This window comes from Labrys monachus (assembly GCF_030814655.1).
In the GTDB taxonomy this organism is placed as follows: Bacteria; Pseudomonadota; Alphaproteobacteria; order Rhizobiales; family Labraceae; genus Labrys; species Labrys monacha.
In genome coordinates, this window is sequence record NZ_JAUSVK010000001.1 from 746,043 (window position 1) to 760,882 (window position 14,840).

Consider the following 14,840-nt stretch of genomic DNA (forward strand, 5'->3'; position numbering starts at 1 on the left):
AGCGGCGCCGGCTTCGCAAGGCTGCCGGTCGCATCATTCAGAGGGGGAGGGGGGAAGGGGCGCCGGCTGACGACGGGGTTTGTGGTCGTCCGAGCGGTCTTGTCGATAGTTTAGCAATCACGAACGCCTCTCGTGATCGTTAATTGTCGTGGGCTCCAGTCAGTCTTACCATTTATAGTTGGTTGAGGCGCGAAGGGGGCGCACGTCGACTCGATCGGCATTTCTGTTTTGTTCGGAGGCTCGAATGCGATCGACGACAAAGGTTCGAGCATGGATCGATGGAATACGCCAAACCCGAATTGCTATCGTCCAAGATACTGCTCCCGACGCCGGCAGCATGGGAAATCAAGCGCCCCCGCCTGATGGAAAAGCTCCCCGTCGTGAGGCGCTCCCAGGTCACGGTCCTCAAGGCGGGCGCTGGCTTCGGCAAGACTTCCCTGGCCAGCGCATGGGCGTCGCAATTGCGGCTGGACGGCAACGCCGTCGCTTGGATTTCCCTGGATCGAGAGGACGACGAGCCGACGGCGTTCTTTTTTTATCTGGCGCACGCCCTCAAGGAATGTGACAGCACGATCACCGCGGCATCAGTGAGCTTGTTTGACCATAAGCCCCTCGTGGCGGTTACATCCGCTGTCTCGGCGCTGATCGACGACATAAGGGGATTCAGGAAAGAAATTTACGCGTTTATCGATGACTTCCATTGTATTCTCGATGCGGAAATATTGGACGGTATCGACCTATTGTTGAAATACGCCCCGCGCAATTTTCATGTGATACTGACTACGCGGCTTGATCCCGGCCTTCCACTTGCGCGCCTTCGGTCACAGAATCGGCTGGTCGAGATCGATGCGTCGTCCCTTGCGTTCGATTTGAACGAGATCGGTGCCTTCCTGAAGCAGGAGCAGCTTGGCGATCTGAGTGTTTCGGCCCTCAGCCTCCTCCATCGCCGCACGGAAGGATGGCCGGCCCTTCTTCGGATCTTGTCTGTGACCTCGTCGCAGTCCGGCGAGACGTTCTCGAGCTACATTGAGCGGCTGACCGGGGACCTGAAGCCGGTAACCGAGTTCTTCGCGGATCTTCTCGACGGACTGGCGCCTGCGCTCCTCGAGTTCATGATGCGCATTTCGGTGCTTCGACGGTTCAGCGAAGCCCTCTGCGCGTCGGTCACGAACGATGTCGCCAGCATCCGGCATCTGGCCTCGCTGGCAACACGGCATGTCCTGCTGATACCCCTGGATCAGGAGGGGACGTGGTACAGATTCCATCCCCTGCTGGCGGAGCATCTCTCGCGGGAGTTGCAGGCCCGGAGCGCCGGTGCAATCCCGGAGCTGCATCGGCGTGCTGCGGACTGGCTCGCCAGGAACGAGCTTTGGACCGAGGCAATCCATCACGCGATTGCAGCCGGCGATATGAACCGGGCAGCCGAATGGATCGCCGGCTGCGTCATGTCGCTGATCAAATCGGGTGACCTGATCACACTTCTCAGTTGGCAGAGGCTCTTTCCCCGAGCCCTCATGCGGGCGCACACGCGTGCGAAGCTGTCGATCGCTTGGGGATTGGCGATTGCCATACGCTATGACGAGGCGCTCGATTTGGTCGAAGAAACCGAGCAGGAAATAAGACGCGACTGTGTTGATGGCGCCGAAGCGTTCTTGACGGAATGTGAGGCCATCCGGGCCGTGGTGCTCACATTCAGATTCGACATCGAAACGGCCAAGGTGACGGCCGAGCACACCGTATCCACGGCAACGGAGCCATGGACCTTCAACACAGCGTCAAACATGCTTCGGCTTTGCCATTGGAGAAACGGCGATCTTGCTGCCTTCTACGCGACTCCATGGATGCCTCTCTCGATCGAGGAGGAGCCGCGCTATATTTGGACGGCGGTGTTCAAACTCTGTCTTCAGGCCGGCGTCGAATTTGAACAGCTTCACGCCGGCCTCTCGAGGCGGTACAGCGAAGACGCGTATGCCAAGGCGAGAAAAAGTGCCGGAATCAATTCGATGCCTGCCGCTCTGGCCGCGGCTCTGCTTGCTCGCATCCATTACGAACAAAGTCGCGTCGACGAGGCTGAGCAATTGCTGCTTCGCCATTTGACGCTGATAAATGCCACGGCCACCAGTGAGTACGCACTGAACGCCTATTTAACTCTGACAAGAATCTCCATTTTGCGCCAGGACTTCGCGAGTGCGCACCAATTTTTGGAATCCGCAGAGCACCTGGCGCACGGCCGGGAATGGCGGCGAATGATCGCGGCCGTTGTTTTGGAGCGATTACGCCTCTACTTGCTGGAGGGCCGCAAGCTCGAGGCGGATGCGACTCTCGTGCGCCTTGACCAAATGGCGGCTGCATTTTCCGCGGCGCCCCGCAAAGCCGATCTCCTGATACCTGTCTACGCCAAGGTGGCGCGGGCCTCGGTGGAACTCGGCGCCGGCCATTTTTTGCAGGCAGTCGATATTTTCGGCCGGGCCGCCGAGGATTTGGCAACTTATCATAATAAATACTTGCGTATGTGGCTGGAGTTTCAGCTTTCGAGCGCGATGTATCTGGCCGGGAGAAGAGAGGAGGCGGAGCATGTTTTTAACGTCGCGCTCAGGAAGGCAGCCGGAGCGGGATTTACCCAGATTGTATTGGACCAAGGCCCCATAGGCGAAATATTGATACGAAGCATAAAGCTTGATCAGTCAAATATCGCCGCCGAAAACGAGCAGTTTATTCGTTTTTGCGAGAGGACGATCGATTTTGGGGAGCAGCTTCGACTGCGGAGCGGCGCCGCTATCACCGACGGTGTTCCGAACATGCTCAGCCCGCGGGAGCATGGCATCCTGCAGCGCGTCAGTCACGGTCAATCCAACAAGGAAATTGCCAGAGAATTGGGAATTGCGGCCGAGACCGTTAAGTCGCATATCAAGAATATCTTTGTGAAGCTTGGTGTCGGCCGCCGCAATCACGCGGTCAGACGCGGCGTCGAGTTGGGGCTTTTGAAGTAAGGTTCCGTACGTCTTGCGGTGCGGAGCCTTCGAAGGACCGGGGCGCTTCCGAAACTCTCGAAGCTGCGATGACGGTCGTCACGAGCGTGCGGAGACCGACGGGGACGATCACCGTACTATGGCTATCGTCCGGACAGTTCGACGCGCGGCGGGACATTTCCTGGTTGGGAGGTCTCGAGGCGTGGATTCCTGATGCGCTCCGGTCGATGTCGGATGCCACGGTTCACCAGACGATGCCGATTGTCCTCAGGGAGTGTCCTGCTTTCCCGCAAGCCTGGATGGAACGCGGGGAGCAAAGGGTTCAAGCTCTCGAAGTTGCCATGCTCGAGCGGCTGTGCCAGCAAATAGTCATCATCCACGCTGCTCTCGTCGTTCTTGCGGCGTCGTGGAGATGCCCCTCCACAACGCGGCCGCCATGCTTCGCCTGCTGGCCGCCGCGGAGGTATTTGGACGGGGGCAGCGAGGCGGGCGTCCCCCGATTTAGGGTGTCCGATCCCCACTTCAGGGGATGCCGCGCCCCAGATCCGTTCCTTAACACTTCGGTGGCTTGGGCGGTCGAGACGTCGTCTGCGATGTCCGGCCGCGTTCGTAGGCCGTTTCCGAGGAGATCAGAGCTGTGAGGAACTCAAAAGTTGCCGATCTTGTCACTGAAATTCTGTACTCGGTCGGCGTCCGCCGCATATACGGTATTGTCGGCGACAGCCTGAACGGGATTACCGACTCCCTTCGAAGGCGCGGCGACATCGACTGGATTCACACCCGTCATGAAGAGACGGCCGCCTTCGCCGCCGGGGCTGAAGCCCATTTGACCGGCAATCTGGCCGTTTGTGCCGGCAGCTGCGGACCAGGAAACCTGCATCTCATAAATGGGCTCTTCGATGCGCATCGCTCGCGAGTGCCGGTCCTCGCGATCGCCGCTCATATTCCCAGTGCCGAGATCGGGCGCGGTTTTTTTCAGGAAACCCACCCGGAGACGTTGTTTCGCGAGTGCAGCCATTATTGCGAGCTTGTCTCAAACCCGGCGCAGCTTCCCGGCGTCCTGGAGAGCGCCATCCGCGCAGCTCTCGGACAGCGCGGTGTTGCCGTCGTGGTCATCCCCGGGGACATCGCCCTGAAGGAGGTTTCGGCGCCGATCTCGTCGGCGGCGGCAATTGCACTCTCCCAGCCCGTCGTGACACCCGACGACACCGATCTCGAAGATCTGGCGGTGCGCTTGAACCGCAGCAAACGGACGACGCTTCTGTGCGGGCGCGGCTGTGCCGGGGCCCATGATGCGTTGCTGGCGCTGGCGGACAGGCTCAAATCTCCCATCGTCCACGCATTCGGTGGCAAGGAGCATGTCGAATATGACAATCCCTTCGATGTGGGCATGACCGGGTTGATCGGGTTCAGTTCCGGCTATCACGCCATGCTGGATTGTGACCTTCTCCTGATGCTCGGGACGGATTTTCCGTATCGGCAATTCTATCCAACCGACGCCAAGATCGTGCAGATCGACCTGCGCCCTGAAAACCTTGGCCGACGGACACATCTTGATCTTGGGCTGGTCGGCGATGTCGGCGCCACCATCTCCGCCCTGCTGCCGAAGTTGGAAGTCAAGCAGGATCGATCCCATCTGGATGATAGCCTTGCCAATTATCGCAAGGCGCGTGCCGGATTGGACGAACTCGCGACGGGAAAGCCGGGACGAAAGCCCATTCATCCGCAATATCTGGCCAGATTGCTCAGTGAACAGGCCAGTGACGACGCCGTGTTCACGTTCGATGTCGGCACGCCCTCGATCTGGGCGGCGCGCTATCTGAAGATGAATGGTCGCCGCCGGCTCATCGGGTCGTTGACACACGGCTCGATGGCCAATGCCATGCCGCAGGCCATTGGCGCCCAAGCCGCCTATCCGGGCCGCCAGGTCGTCAGCCTGTCGGGCGACGGCGGCTTCGCGATGTTAATGGGGGATTTCTTGACGCTCGTGCAGCAGAAGCTGCCGATCAAGGTCGTGGTCTTCAACAATTCCACGCTCGGGTTCGTGGCATTGGAAATGAAGGCCACCGGCTTCCTCGAGACCGGAACCTCGCTGACCAATCCGGATTTTGCCGCAATGGCGCGGGCTGTCGGCATTCACGCCATTCGGGTCGAGGATCCTGCGGAGTTGGACGCTGCCATTCGAGACGTGCTGGCGCATGACGGGCCGGCTCTCCTCGATGTCGTCACCAATGCGCAAGAGCTTGCCATGCCTCCGAGCATCGACCTGGAGCAGGTGAAAGGCTTCGGCCTATGGGCGCTCAGGGCCGTTATCAACGGGCGGGGCGACGAGTTGCTCGATCTCGCGCGGACCAATCTTCTGCGCTGAGCCGCCGGGCGGATTTGAGCGGGCGCCGAAGTCAGCGCCACTCGTCCATCATTCCGAATTTTGGCGTCATCTGCTCGGAGCCAGGTCATGGACATGCCCGCGCTGTTGCTCTCGCGTATCCAGTTTGCATTTACCGTCTCATTCCACATTATTTTCCCGGCCTTCACTGTCGGTCTGGCCGCATGGCTTGCGTTCCTGGAGGCTCTATCCCTTGCGACCGGCCGGCCGGTGTATCGGCGGCTTTTCGATTTCTGGCTCGGCATCTTCGGCGTCGCCTTTGGCCTGGGTGTCGTCTCGGGCATTGTCATGAGCTTCGAGTTCGGTACGAACTGGAGCGAACTGGCGCGTCGCACCGGTCCGATCCAGGGGCCCTTGCTCGGCTATGAAACCTTCACGGCGTTCGCCTTGGAGGCAGCCTTCTTCGGCGTCCTGATCTTCGGCCGAAAGCGGGTGCCCCGATGGTTCTATCTGGTGGCCTGCATCCTGGTCGCCGCCGGGACGAGCCTGTCGGCCTTCTGGATCATGGTCAACAACAGCTGGATGCAGTGGCCCGTCGGCTTCACGCTAAGGCAGGACGGCGTTTTCGTACCGACGGATTGGTTCGCCATCATCTTCGATCCGGTCGTCTGGGTGCGCTTCCCGCATATGTTCCTGGCGGCCTATGTCACCACGGCCTTCTGCGTGGCGGCGACAGGGGCATGGCATCTGTTGCGTGACAGCTTCAAGTCTGATGCTCGAACGATGCTCCATATGGGCCTGGGACTTGCCGCTGTGCTGATTCCGCTTCAGCTGCTCTTTGGGCATCTGGTCGGCGATTACACCCACGACAAGCAGCCGGCAAAGTTTGCCGCCATCGAGGCCCGTTGGCATGACGAGCAGCCGGCGTCCGAAGTGCTGATGGCCTGGCCCGATCCGGGGCATGAACGCAATCTCTATGAGATCAGCATTCCCTATCTGGGCAGCCTCATCGCTTCCATGCGCTTCGATAGCAAGGAGGTGGGACTGGCGACCTTTCCTCCTTCCGACCGGCCACCGGTGCTGATCCCGTTCTTTGCCTTTCGCATCATGGTCGGCTGCGGCCTCCTCATGCTCGCTTTGGCATGGTTCGGCACCTATCTTGTCGTGACCGGCCGCCTCGAGCGCATGCGCTGGTTCCTGTGGGCGACCTTCTGCTCGTTCCCTCTGGGCTTCATCGCCACCTTGACCGGTTGGTTTACGGCGGAGGTCGGGCGCCAGCCCTGGACCGTCTATGGGCAGCTTCGCACAGCCGATGCGGCAACGCCGTTCCTGACCTCGCCGCAAGTGGCGACAAGCCTTGTGATTTTCGCCGCTGTCTACGCGCTGATTTTTCTGTTTGGCGCGATCTACATCTATCAGCTGCTGCGGCGCGGGCCGGTCGTTCTGCCGGCCTTCGAAAGCGCGGCGACCAATCCCAAACGACCGCTTTCAATGTCGGGCGGCAGCCCCGGTGTGCCCGCACCGACTCCGGCTTCGGAGATCAGCGAATGATCACCTTCTGGACCGTCGTGCTCGGCCTCGCCATTCTGCTTTATGTGATCCTCGACGGCTTCGATCTCGGCGTCGGCATGCTGTTCGCCTTCGCACCGGATGAGACGGCGCGGCGCCATATGCTGGCTGCGATCTCGCCGGTTTGGGATGGCAACGAGACCTGGCTCATCTTCGCCGCCTCAATCCTGTTCGGTGCATTCCCGCTGGTCTATGCCACGCTGCTGTCAGCCCTCTATCTGCCGTTGATGATCATGCTGGCCGCCCTGATCTTTCGGGGCGTCGCCTTCGAATTCCGTTACAAGAGCCGCGGCCTGCGCCCTCTCTGGGATGTTGGGTTTGCCGGCGGCTCGCTCGTTGCCGGCTTTATCCAGGGTTGCGCTGTTGGTGCGCTCGTCGAGGGCTTGGCGATCCAAGATGGCAAATATATCGGCGGACCATTCGGATGGCTGTCGCCGTTCGCGCTTCTATGCGGTGTGGGCCTGTGTCTTGGCTACTGCCTGCTGGGTGCCGGCTGGCTGACCTATCGAACGGCCAGGGACAGCCAGGAACTCGCATTTCGTCTGCTGCCCCGCTTGCTGCTGGCCGTTCTGGCCTTCCTTGTCGTGGCTTTCGTCGCTGCGCTGGGGCTCGACTTGCGTGTGATGCACCGCTGGCTGGAAGCGCCCCTGCTGACGGTGTTTCCACTTATTGGCCTGGCCGCATGCGTCGTCCTCTTCACGGCAGTCCGCAGGCGCCAGGAGTTGGTGCCATTTTTCTGCGGAGTGGCGATCTTCGCCGCCGCCTTTGCCACTCTTGCCGTGTCGTTTTACCCCTACATGGTCCCTTTTTCGATCACCGTTGCTGACGCCGCGTCGCCGCCCGCGAGCTTGTCATTCATGTTCTGGGGAGCCGGACTGTTCGTCCTCCCCCTGACGCTGATCTACACGCTCGTCGTCTATTTCGTCTTCAAGGGGAAAGTCGATCCGGACGCCGAATACCACTGACCAATGCATTTGACGCTCATCTCGCCTGATTGGATCAGGCGCGCCTGCACGGTGCCGTGCATGGCATTCCACTGAACGGAGCAAGACGACCATGAAGATGGCTGCCGGCGATCAGGCAATCATAGGACGTCGCGATGCGCTCGCGGCGGGGTTTCGGGACATCGTCGGGCGAGAATGGGTGCTCGACAAGGAGGCAGAACTCCGCCCTTACGAATGCGACGGTCTCACCGCGTACAATGCCTTGCCTCTCCTGGTCGTCTTGCCGGAAACAACGCAGGAGGTGAGCCTTGTTCTGCAATTCTGCCAGCGGGAAGGCATCAAGATCGTACCGCGCGGTTCCGGTACGTCCTTGTCGGGCGGCGCCCTGCCGCTGGAAGACGGGATCGTGCTCGGCACCGCGCGGATGAATCGCATTCTGCATGTCGATGCACGCAATCGAACCGCCCGGGTTCAGCCGGGCGTGCAAAACGTCCGGGTAACGGAGGCCGTGAAGCACCTCGGGCTCTGCTACATGCCGGACCCCTCCAGCCAGGCGATTGCCACCATTGGCGGCAATGTGTCGGAAAATTCCGGCGGTGTTCATTGCCTGAAATACGGGGTGACGTCGAACCACATCACCGGCATGGAAGCGGTGCTGCTGAATGGCGACATCATCCATCTGGGCGGCGACTTCCTGGGAGGCGCTGATCGGGAGTTCGACCTGACGGGAGCCGTCATCGGCTCGGAGGGGTTGCTGGCGATCATCACCGAGGTAACCGTGCGGCTGGTGCCGCAGCCGGCCACCGCGCGCGTGCTGTCGCTCGGCTTTCGCAGCGTGGAGGACGCGAGCCTGTGCGTGGGCGCCATCATCGCGCATGGCGTCATCCCGGCGGGCCTGGAATTCATGGACCGCAGGATCGTCGATGCAGTCTCTTCCATGCTGGGCGAGAAGCATTCCCCCGAGGTCGAAGCCCTTCTGCTCTGCGAACTCGACGGCACAAGAACGGAAGTCGACAAGCTGGTGGAGGAGGTTGAGGCGATTGCCAGGGAAATCGGCGTCGCAGAACTGCGTATCAGCAAGACCGAAGAGGAGAGGGCCCAGATCTGGCTCGGCCGCAAATCTGCCTTCGGTGCCATAGGGAAAATTTCAAAGGATTACTATTGCACGGACGGGACCATCCCACGGGGAAAGCTGCCGGAAATCCTGAAGCGGATGGAAGGTCTATCGAAGAAGCACGGCCTTGATTACGCCAATTGCTTTCACGCGGGAGATGGAAACCTTCATCCGATCATCATGTTCGACGCAGCCAAACCCGGCGATCTGGAGCGAGCCGAGGCATTCGGGGAAGACATCCTGAAGGCCTGTGTCGACCTCGGCGGGGTGTTGAGCGGCGAACACGGCGTCGGCGTCGAGAAGCGGGATCTTATGGGATACCAGTTCTCGAACATCGACCTGGCTCAACAGCAGCGCTTCAAATGCGCGTTCGATCCCGATGAATTGCTGAATCCCGGCAAGGTTTTCCCCACCCCGTGCCGCTGCGCGGAATTCGGTCGCATGCATGTCCACAACGGCAAGCTGCGCTTTCCCGATGTTCCACGGTTCTAGGATTGGGCTGATGACCACTATTGCAGACAACCCTCGAACATTGCAGCGCTTCTGCCCGCAGGGTGTCGAGGACGTGACGCAGGCCATCGCGGAGGCTCACGCGGCCGGCCGCAAGCTGGAGATCGTCGGGGGAGGAACCAAGCGCTCTTTGGGGGACCCCGTCACGGCGGATGCGCTGCTCGACATGTCGGGCGTAGCGGGCATCGATTTCTACGAGCCGGAGGAACTCGTCATCAAGGTGCGGGCAGGGACGCCCATCGCTGAAATCCGCCAGGCCTTGGCTGAAAAGAAGCAACATTTGGCCTTCGAACCCCCCGATTATGCAGCCTTCTTTGGGAATCCCCATGCCATCGATACGATTGGAGGCATTGTTGCCTGCAATCTCGCCGGGCCGCGCCGTATCCAGGCGGGAGCCCCGCGGGACGCCGTACTTGGTGTCGAGGCGGTGAACGGGAGAGGCGAGTTCTTCAAGGGGGGAGGACGAACCGTCAAGAACGTCACCGGCTATGATATGCCCAAATTGTTGACCGGGTCCTTCGGCATTCTGGCCGTCCTCACATCCGTCACGCTCAAGGTGCTTCCAATCCAGCCGCAGGAAATCACCCTGCTGGCGAGCGGACTTGCTGACGGCAAGGCGATCGATCTGCTCACCCAGGTGCTGGGCATGCCGTTCGATGTCGCGGCGGCGGCCCATCAGGGAGGGGTCCGGGCCGGCCCGTCATTGACGGCCCTGCGGCTCGAGGGCTTTCAGGGCGATGTGGCCGCCCGCAGGGCCGAGCTCGAGAGCCTGATTCACCGGGTGTCGGACGTCCGTGCGATCGCGGATGAAGAAAGCCGCACCTTCTGGCGCTCCTTGCGTGACCTCTCGGCCTTTGCCCCGGACCCGGGCACGTGCGTCTGGCGGGTGATGTTGCCCGCGACCCAGGCGGCGCGCGTGGCCCATGCCGTCGGCGGGGAAGCCATCTACGACTGGGGTGGTGCGGAGGTCTTTATCCGAACCGCCGTCGACAAGATCGAAGCGCAGGCGCGCATGCTCCGGGCCATGGCGGACGAAGCCGGCGGAAATGCCTGTCTGTTCCGGGCGTCGCCGGAGGTGCGCAAGCGTGTGAGCGCATTCCAGCCGAAGCCGGAGGCCCTCCACGATCTCGGCATGCGCATCCGGCGGATGTTCGACCCGAAAGGCATACTCAATCCAGGCAAGCTGGGCGTGGCCAGCAACGGAGCGCTATGACATGAAGACGCTTATTTCCGAGGCGGCGCTGGCAAACCCCGATATTGCGCTCTCCAACGATATCATCAGGGACTGCGTGCATTGCGGCATCTGCCTGTCGCATTGCCCCACCTATCAGGTGCGGCACGACGAGAACGACAGCCCACGCGGCCGCATCATGCTGATGCGGAATATGTACGAGCACGAAGGTGCACCGGACGCCAGGACCGTCGAGCATTTGGATCGATGCCTGACATGCCTGGCTTGCGAGGCGATCTGCCCGTCAGGGGTGGAATATTCCAAGCTCATTGCTCACGGTCGAGAACACGTCGAGGCGACGTACCGTCGACCTGTCCTGCAGAGGCTGACACGGCGCGCGCTGACGATCCTCATTCCACACCCCGAGCTATTCCGCTTGGGCTTGCTGGCGGGGAAGCTGGCCCAGCCGTTCAAGTGGCTGTTCCGGGGTACCTTGCGCGCCATGCTCGACATGACGCCCAAGGGACGGTTGCCGCGCAGCAGCCCGGTGGATCGCCCGCAGGTCTTTCCTGCGCAGGGAATGCGTCGCGCCCGCGTCAGCATCCTGACGGGCTGCGTGCAGACCGTGCTGGACCCCAAGATCAATGAGGCGACGATCCGCCTGCTTCAGCGGCACGGTGTGGAAGTGGTCGTCGCCAAGGGAGCGGGATGCTGTGGGGCGCCTGCAGAACACAAGGGCCTGACGCAGCATGCCTTGCCATTCGCGAAGGCCAATATCGATGCGTGGCTGAGCGAGGCCGACGCTCCCGGCGGCTTGGACGCCATCATCGTCAACACCTCCGGCTGCGGCACATCCCTCAAGGCCTATGGTCACGCGCTTCGGCTCGATGCCGAATGGAAGGACAAAGCGGCGCGTGTCAGCGCATTGGCAAAAGATATCACCGAATTCATGGCCGGATTGGGTCTGCGCAAGCCGGAGAACCATCGCAATCTGCGGGTCGTCTATCACTCCGCCTGCTCGATGCAGCACGGACAACGGATCGTGCATCAGCCGCTCGATCTGCTGCGCGCGGCTGGCTTCGAGGTGCTCGATGTCCCCGACGGTTTCATGTGCTGCGGCTCGGCGGGCGACTACAATTTGCTGCAGCCGGCGATCTCCGGCGAGTTGAAGGCGCGCAAGGTGGCGAATATTCGTTCCGTTGGTGCGGACGTGGCGGCGAGCGGTAACGTCGCCTGCATGACGCAACTCGCAAGTTCGATCGGCATTCCGTTCGTCCATACCGTCGAGTTGCTCGATTGGGCGACCGGCGGCCCTGAGCCGGAAGAGCTGCGCAGCATCAAAGTGCGTCCCGCCTCGAGGATGTCACGGCGAGCCGACGCATAGAGCATTTTCCAGACAGGTCGATCGGCTCTTCGATCAAGAAAATGGGTCAAAACAACAATCCGCAGCAGAACGGCAAGCCGCTTTTCTTGCAGCAGCCAGCCAGATCCCGCCTGGAGCCCCGAACTGCAGAGGCCGACAGCTTCGTCGGTTGGCGCGACCCGGCGGCCATCTGCCTTTGCCGGCCGTCTGAGGTAATACGGAATTCATGCGATGGATGTCGCGTATGTCTCGGCATTGTCGGCGCTTGCCGGATCTGTGATCGGAGGGCTGACGGCGGGGATCACAACGTGGCTCAACCAGCGTGCCCAAGCAAAGGCGGGACAGAGCGCCCGCGAAATGTCGCGGCGCGAAGACCTCTACAAGGATTTCATAGTCGCCGCATCGAAGTCATATGGCGATGCCCTGGTGAGCAACGACCCGCAACTTCAGGATCTCGTCAGCCTCTACGCCATGATCAGTCGTATGCGTGTGCTGTCGTCGCCCCGGACGGTGGCATGTGCCGACAAGATCATGCTCATCACGATCGACACCTATTTCGCTCCGAACAAGACAATCAAGGAACTGAGCGAAGTCATGAAAAGCGGAACCGGCATCGATCCCATGAGAGAGTTCGGCGAAGCCGCCCGCGACGAGCTGCGGGGGCTTACCTTCTTTTGACGGGGGCCTGAACGGTCACCTGCTTCGGCGACCCGGCCGCCAAGGCCGCTCCGGACACCGCGCACTTCGATCGCGGCATCCCCCGTAATTCCGCCGCTCCTCCCCCTTCGAGGGGATTTGGGGAACCGGTGCCGCCGTCGCACAGTGGTGCCGATGCCACGCCGGTTCGCCGCATACGGATCGGGGAGGCGTGATCTTTTGGCGCGGTCCGATCCCAGACACTCCGCCGGCAATGGGTTTGAATTCATGGATGCTGACGAAGAACCGGCCAATACGAGGCAGGCCACCCGCGATCCTGCGGTCGCTTCCGGCGAGATTGTTGGTTCCATCACGCATGATGGACCACCCGCGGCGCAGACCTCGCCAAAGGCGGCGCGCGGGCCTGCCCTTATCGTGACGATCGTCGTGAGTGCGATCGCCGGGCTGTCTATGTGGTATTTGGTGCAGCCGCAGCCGCTTATCATCCAGGGGGAAGCCGATGCCACGCGGATCGACATCGCGGCCCGCGTGGATGGCAAGGTTGGCAGGCGTCCGGTTGAGCGCGGCGAAAACGTCTCTGCCGGCCAATTGCTGTTCCAGATCGACAATCCAGAACTCTTTACGCAGCTTCGCGAGGCAGAGGCGGGGCTCGCCGTGGCGTCTGCCCAGCTTGCAAATATCGAGGCGGGCACACGCCAAGAGGTCCTTGCGCAACGCAAGGCCGCCTTGCAGAGCGCTGTCGCCAATCTGACGCTTGCGCAGCAAACCTACGACCGTACCAAGGAACTGACGGGAAGCGGAAATGCCTCGATCCAACGCCTGGACGAGGTGACGAATTCGCTGGAGGTCGCTCGGCATAGCATGGAGCAGGCGAAGTTCGCCGACCAGGAAGCGGTCAACGGCTACACGCCGCAGGAGCACGGGATCGCACGTGCCGCAGTCGCCAAAGCGCAGGCGTCGATCGATACGATCAAGGCGGAAGTCGACGAGTTGACCGTCAGAGAGAGTTGGCTCGGTTTGTTTGGACAGCTTAGCCCTGCCGGATAAGTGGATTTCAGCCCGTATTATGCCGCGGCCGGGATTGGGGTTGGCTGGCTGAAGTAGGCCTGATCGGGTGTCTTCCGGTCAAGGCTCGAATGGGGTCTGCGGGTATTGTAGAAAATCAAATATCGGCCGATCGAGGCGCGGGCCTGGGACACCGTGTCGTAGGCGTGGAGATAGACTTCCTCGTATTTCACCGACCTCCAAATTCTCTCGACGAAGACATTGTCGCGCCAGGCGCCCCTGCCATCCATGCTGATCTTGATGTCGTTCTTGATCAGCAAGCCGGTGAAGGCCTCGCTGGTGAACTGGCTGCCTTGATCGGTATTGAAGATTTCCGGCTTGCCATAACGCACCAGAGCCTCCTCGACCGCCTCGATACAGAAGTCCGCCTCCATGCTGATCGAGAGCCGCCAGGACAGCACGCGGCGGCTGAACCAATCCACCACGGCTGCCAGATAGACAAAGCCACGCCGCATCGGGATGTAGGTGATGTCCATCGCCCAGACCTGATTGGGCTTGGTCACCGGCAGTTCGCGCAGGAGATAGGGATAGATCTTGTGTCCCGGCGCTGGTTTCGAGGTGTTCGGTCGCCGGTAGATTGCCTCTATCCCCATGCGCTTCATCAGCGTGGCGACGTGCAACCGTCCGGCTTGGTGCCCATCGGCAGCCAAAAGACCTTGCAGCATGCGAGAACCGGCGAAGGGATGCTCAAGGTGCAGCTCGTCGATCTGCCGCATCAGGGTAAGGTCGGCGGGCGGCACAGGACGGGGCAGATAGTAGACGCTGCTTCGCGCCAGTCCCAAAGCCTTGGCTTGGCGAGTGATCGGAAGTTCGTGCGTGCGGTCGATCATTTTCTTGCGCTCAGAAGGCCGGCCTTGGTGAGCGCTCCTTCTAAAAAATCATTCTCAAGCGTCAACTCCCCGATCTTGGCATGGAGGGTTTTGACATCAACCCCGGACGAAGCTGGCACGGCCGTGCCACCCGCACCGAATACCCCGGTTGCCCCTTCAAGAAGCTGTGTCTTCCACTGACTGATCTGGTTGGTGTGGACATCAAACTGCTGAGCTAACTCATTCAGCGTCTTCTCGCCCTTGATCGCCGCCAAGGCTACTTTCGCCTTGAAAGCCGGGCCATGGTTCCGGCGTGCTCGTCTCGTCATCGTCGCTCCTGTTC

At 61.1% G+C, this 14,840-nt stretch carries 10 protein-coding genes; 9 read left to right on the forward strand and 1 reads right to left on the reverse strand.

The genetic code is table 11. From position 1 onward, the window contains the following. The first annotated feature begins 278 nt into the window (after positions 1 to 278). The 9 genes from J3R73_RS03300 to J3R73_RS03340 all read left to right on the forward strand — a co-directional run bounded on the left by J3R73_RS03300 (position 279) and on the right by J3R73_RS03340 (position 13,670). Positions 279 to 2,990 (forward strand): winged helix-turn-helix domain-containing protein, encoded by a 2,712-nt coding sequence (locus tag J3R73_RS03300; protein ID WP_307422344.1) that lies wholly within the window; start codon positions 279 to 281, stop codon positions 2,988 to 2,990. Positions 2,991 to 3,606: 616 nt separating this feature from the next. Beyond that, positions 3,607 to 5,337: a ubiquinone-dependent pyruvate dehydrogenase gene (gene poxB, locus J3R73_RS03305; RefSeq protein WP_307422345.1), complete on the forward strand. Its 1,731-nt coding sequence runs from the start codon at positions 3,607 to 3,609 to the stop codon at positions 5,335 to 5,337. An 87-nt stretch (positions 5,338 to 5,424) separates the two neighbouring features. Beyond that, positions 5,425 to 6,846, forward strand: a complete 1,422-nt coding sequence (locus J3R73_RS03310; RefSeq protein ID WP_307422347.1) for a cytochrome ubiquinol oxidase subunit I — start codon at positions 5,425 to 5,427, stop codon at positions 6,844 to 6,846. Beyond that, positions 6,843 to 7,829 (forward strand): cytochrome d ubiquinol oxidase subunit II, encoded by a 987-nt coding sequence (gene cydB / locus J3R73_RS03315; protein ID WP_307422349.1) that lies wholly within the window; start codon positions 6,843 to 6,845, stop codon positions 7,827 to 7,829. Before J3R73_RS03310 ends, cydB begins: the two co-directional genes overlap by 4 nt. A 91-nt stretch (positions 7,830 to 7,920) precedes the next feature. Beyond that, the gene (locus tag J3R73_RS03320) at positions 7,921 to 9,414 is read left to right on the forward strand and encodes an FAD-linked oxidase C-terminal domain-containing protein (protein ID WP_307422352.1); all 1,494 of its coding nucleotides are present in this window, start codon (positions 7,921 to 7,923) and stop codon (positions 9,412 to 9,414) included. A 10-nt stretch (positions 9,415 to 9,424) separates the two neighbouring features. Further along, positions 9,425 to 10,645 (forward strand): glycolate oxidase subunit GlcE, encoded by a 1,221-nt coding sequence (glcE, locus tag J3R73_RS03325; protein WP_307422354.1) that lies wholly within the window; start codon positions 9,425 to 9,427, stop codon positions 10,643 to 10,645. A 1-nt stretch (position 10,646) separates the two neighbouring features. Then, complete coding sequence (glcF, locus tag J3R73_RS03330; protein WP_307422356.1) at positions 10,647 to 11,987, forward strand: glycolate oxidase subunit GlcF; 1,341 nt, start codon at positions 10,647 to 10,649, stop codon at positions 11,985 to 11,987. A gap of 210 nt (positions 11,988 to 12,197) precedes the next feature. Then, the gene (locus tag J3R73_RS03335; RefSeq protein WP_307422357.1) at positions 12,198 to 12,644 is read left to right on the forward strand and encodes a hypothetical protein; all 447 of its coding nucleotides are present in this window, start codon (positions 12,198 to 12,200) and stop codon (positions 12,642 to 12,644) included. Between the two features lie 246 nt (positions 12,645 to 12,890). Further along, positions 12,891 to 13,670, forward strand: coding sequence for an HlyD family secretion protein (locus J3R73_RS03340; protein ID WP_307422359.1), 780 nt, complete (start codon positions 12,891 to 12,893; stop codon positions 13,668 to 13,670). Positions 13,671 to 13,687: 17 nt separating this feature from the next. Here J3R73_RS03340 and J3R73_RS03345 read toward each other — a convergent pair. Next, positions 13,688 to 14,826 (reverse strand): IS3 family transposase gene (locus J3R73_RS03345; RefSeq protein ID WP_307421818.1). Its coding sequence is split into 2 segments (ribosomal slippage): positions 13,688 to 14,559 and positions 14,559 to 14,826, totalling 1,140 coding nucleotides; the frame shifts between segments, so codons are not numbered across the junction. Positions 14,827 to 14,840: the final 14 nt, after the last annotated feature.

What these genes read in the sequence shown, in the direction of transcription:
- J3R73_RS03300 (WP_307422344.1), top strand. Translation starts at nt 279, where the DNA reads ATGGAATACGCCAAACCCGAATTGCTATCGTCCAAGATACTGCTCCCG.
- J3R73_RS03310 (WP_307422347.1), top strand. Translation starts at nt 5,425, where the DNA reads ATGGACATGCCCGCGCTGTTGCTCTCGCGTATCCAGTTTGCATTTACC.
- cydB (WP_307422349.1), top strand. Translation starts at nt 6,843, where the DNA reads ATGATCACCTTCTGGACCGTCGTGCTCGGCCTCGCCATTCTGCTTTAT.
- J3R73_RS03320 (WP_307422352.1), top strand. Translation starts at nt 7,921, where the DNA reads ATGAAGATGGCTGCCGGCGATCAGGCAATCATAGGACGTCGCGATGCG.
- glcE (WP_307422354.1), top strand. Translation starts at nt 9,425, where the DNA reads ATGACCACTATTGCAGACAACCCTCGAACATTGCAGCGCTTCTGCCCG.
- glcF (WP_307422356.1), top strand. Translation starts at nt 10,647, where the DNA reads ATGAAGACGCTTATTTCCGAGGCGGCGCTGGCAAACCCCGATATTGCG.
- J3R73_RS03335 (WP_307422357.1), top strand. Translation starts at nt 12,198, where the DNA reads ATGGATGTCGCGTATGTCTCGGCATTGTCGGCGCTTGCCGGATCTGTG.
- J3R73_RS03340 (WP_307422359.1), top strand. Translation starts at nt 12,891, where the DNA reads ATGGATGCTGACGAAGAACCGGCCAATACGAGGCAGGCCACCCGCGAT.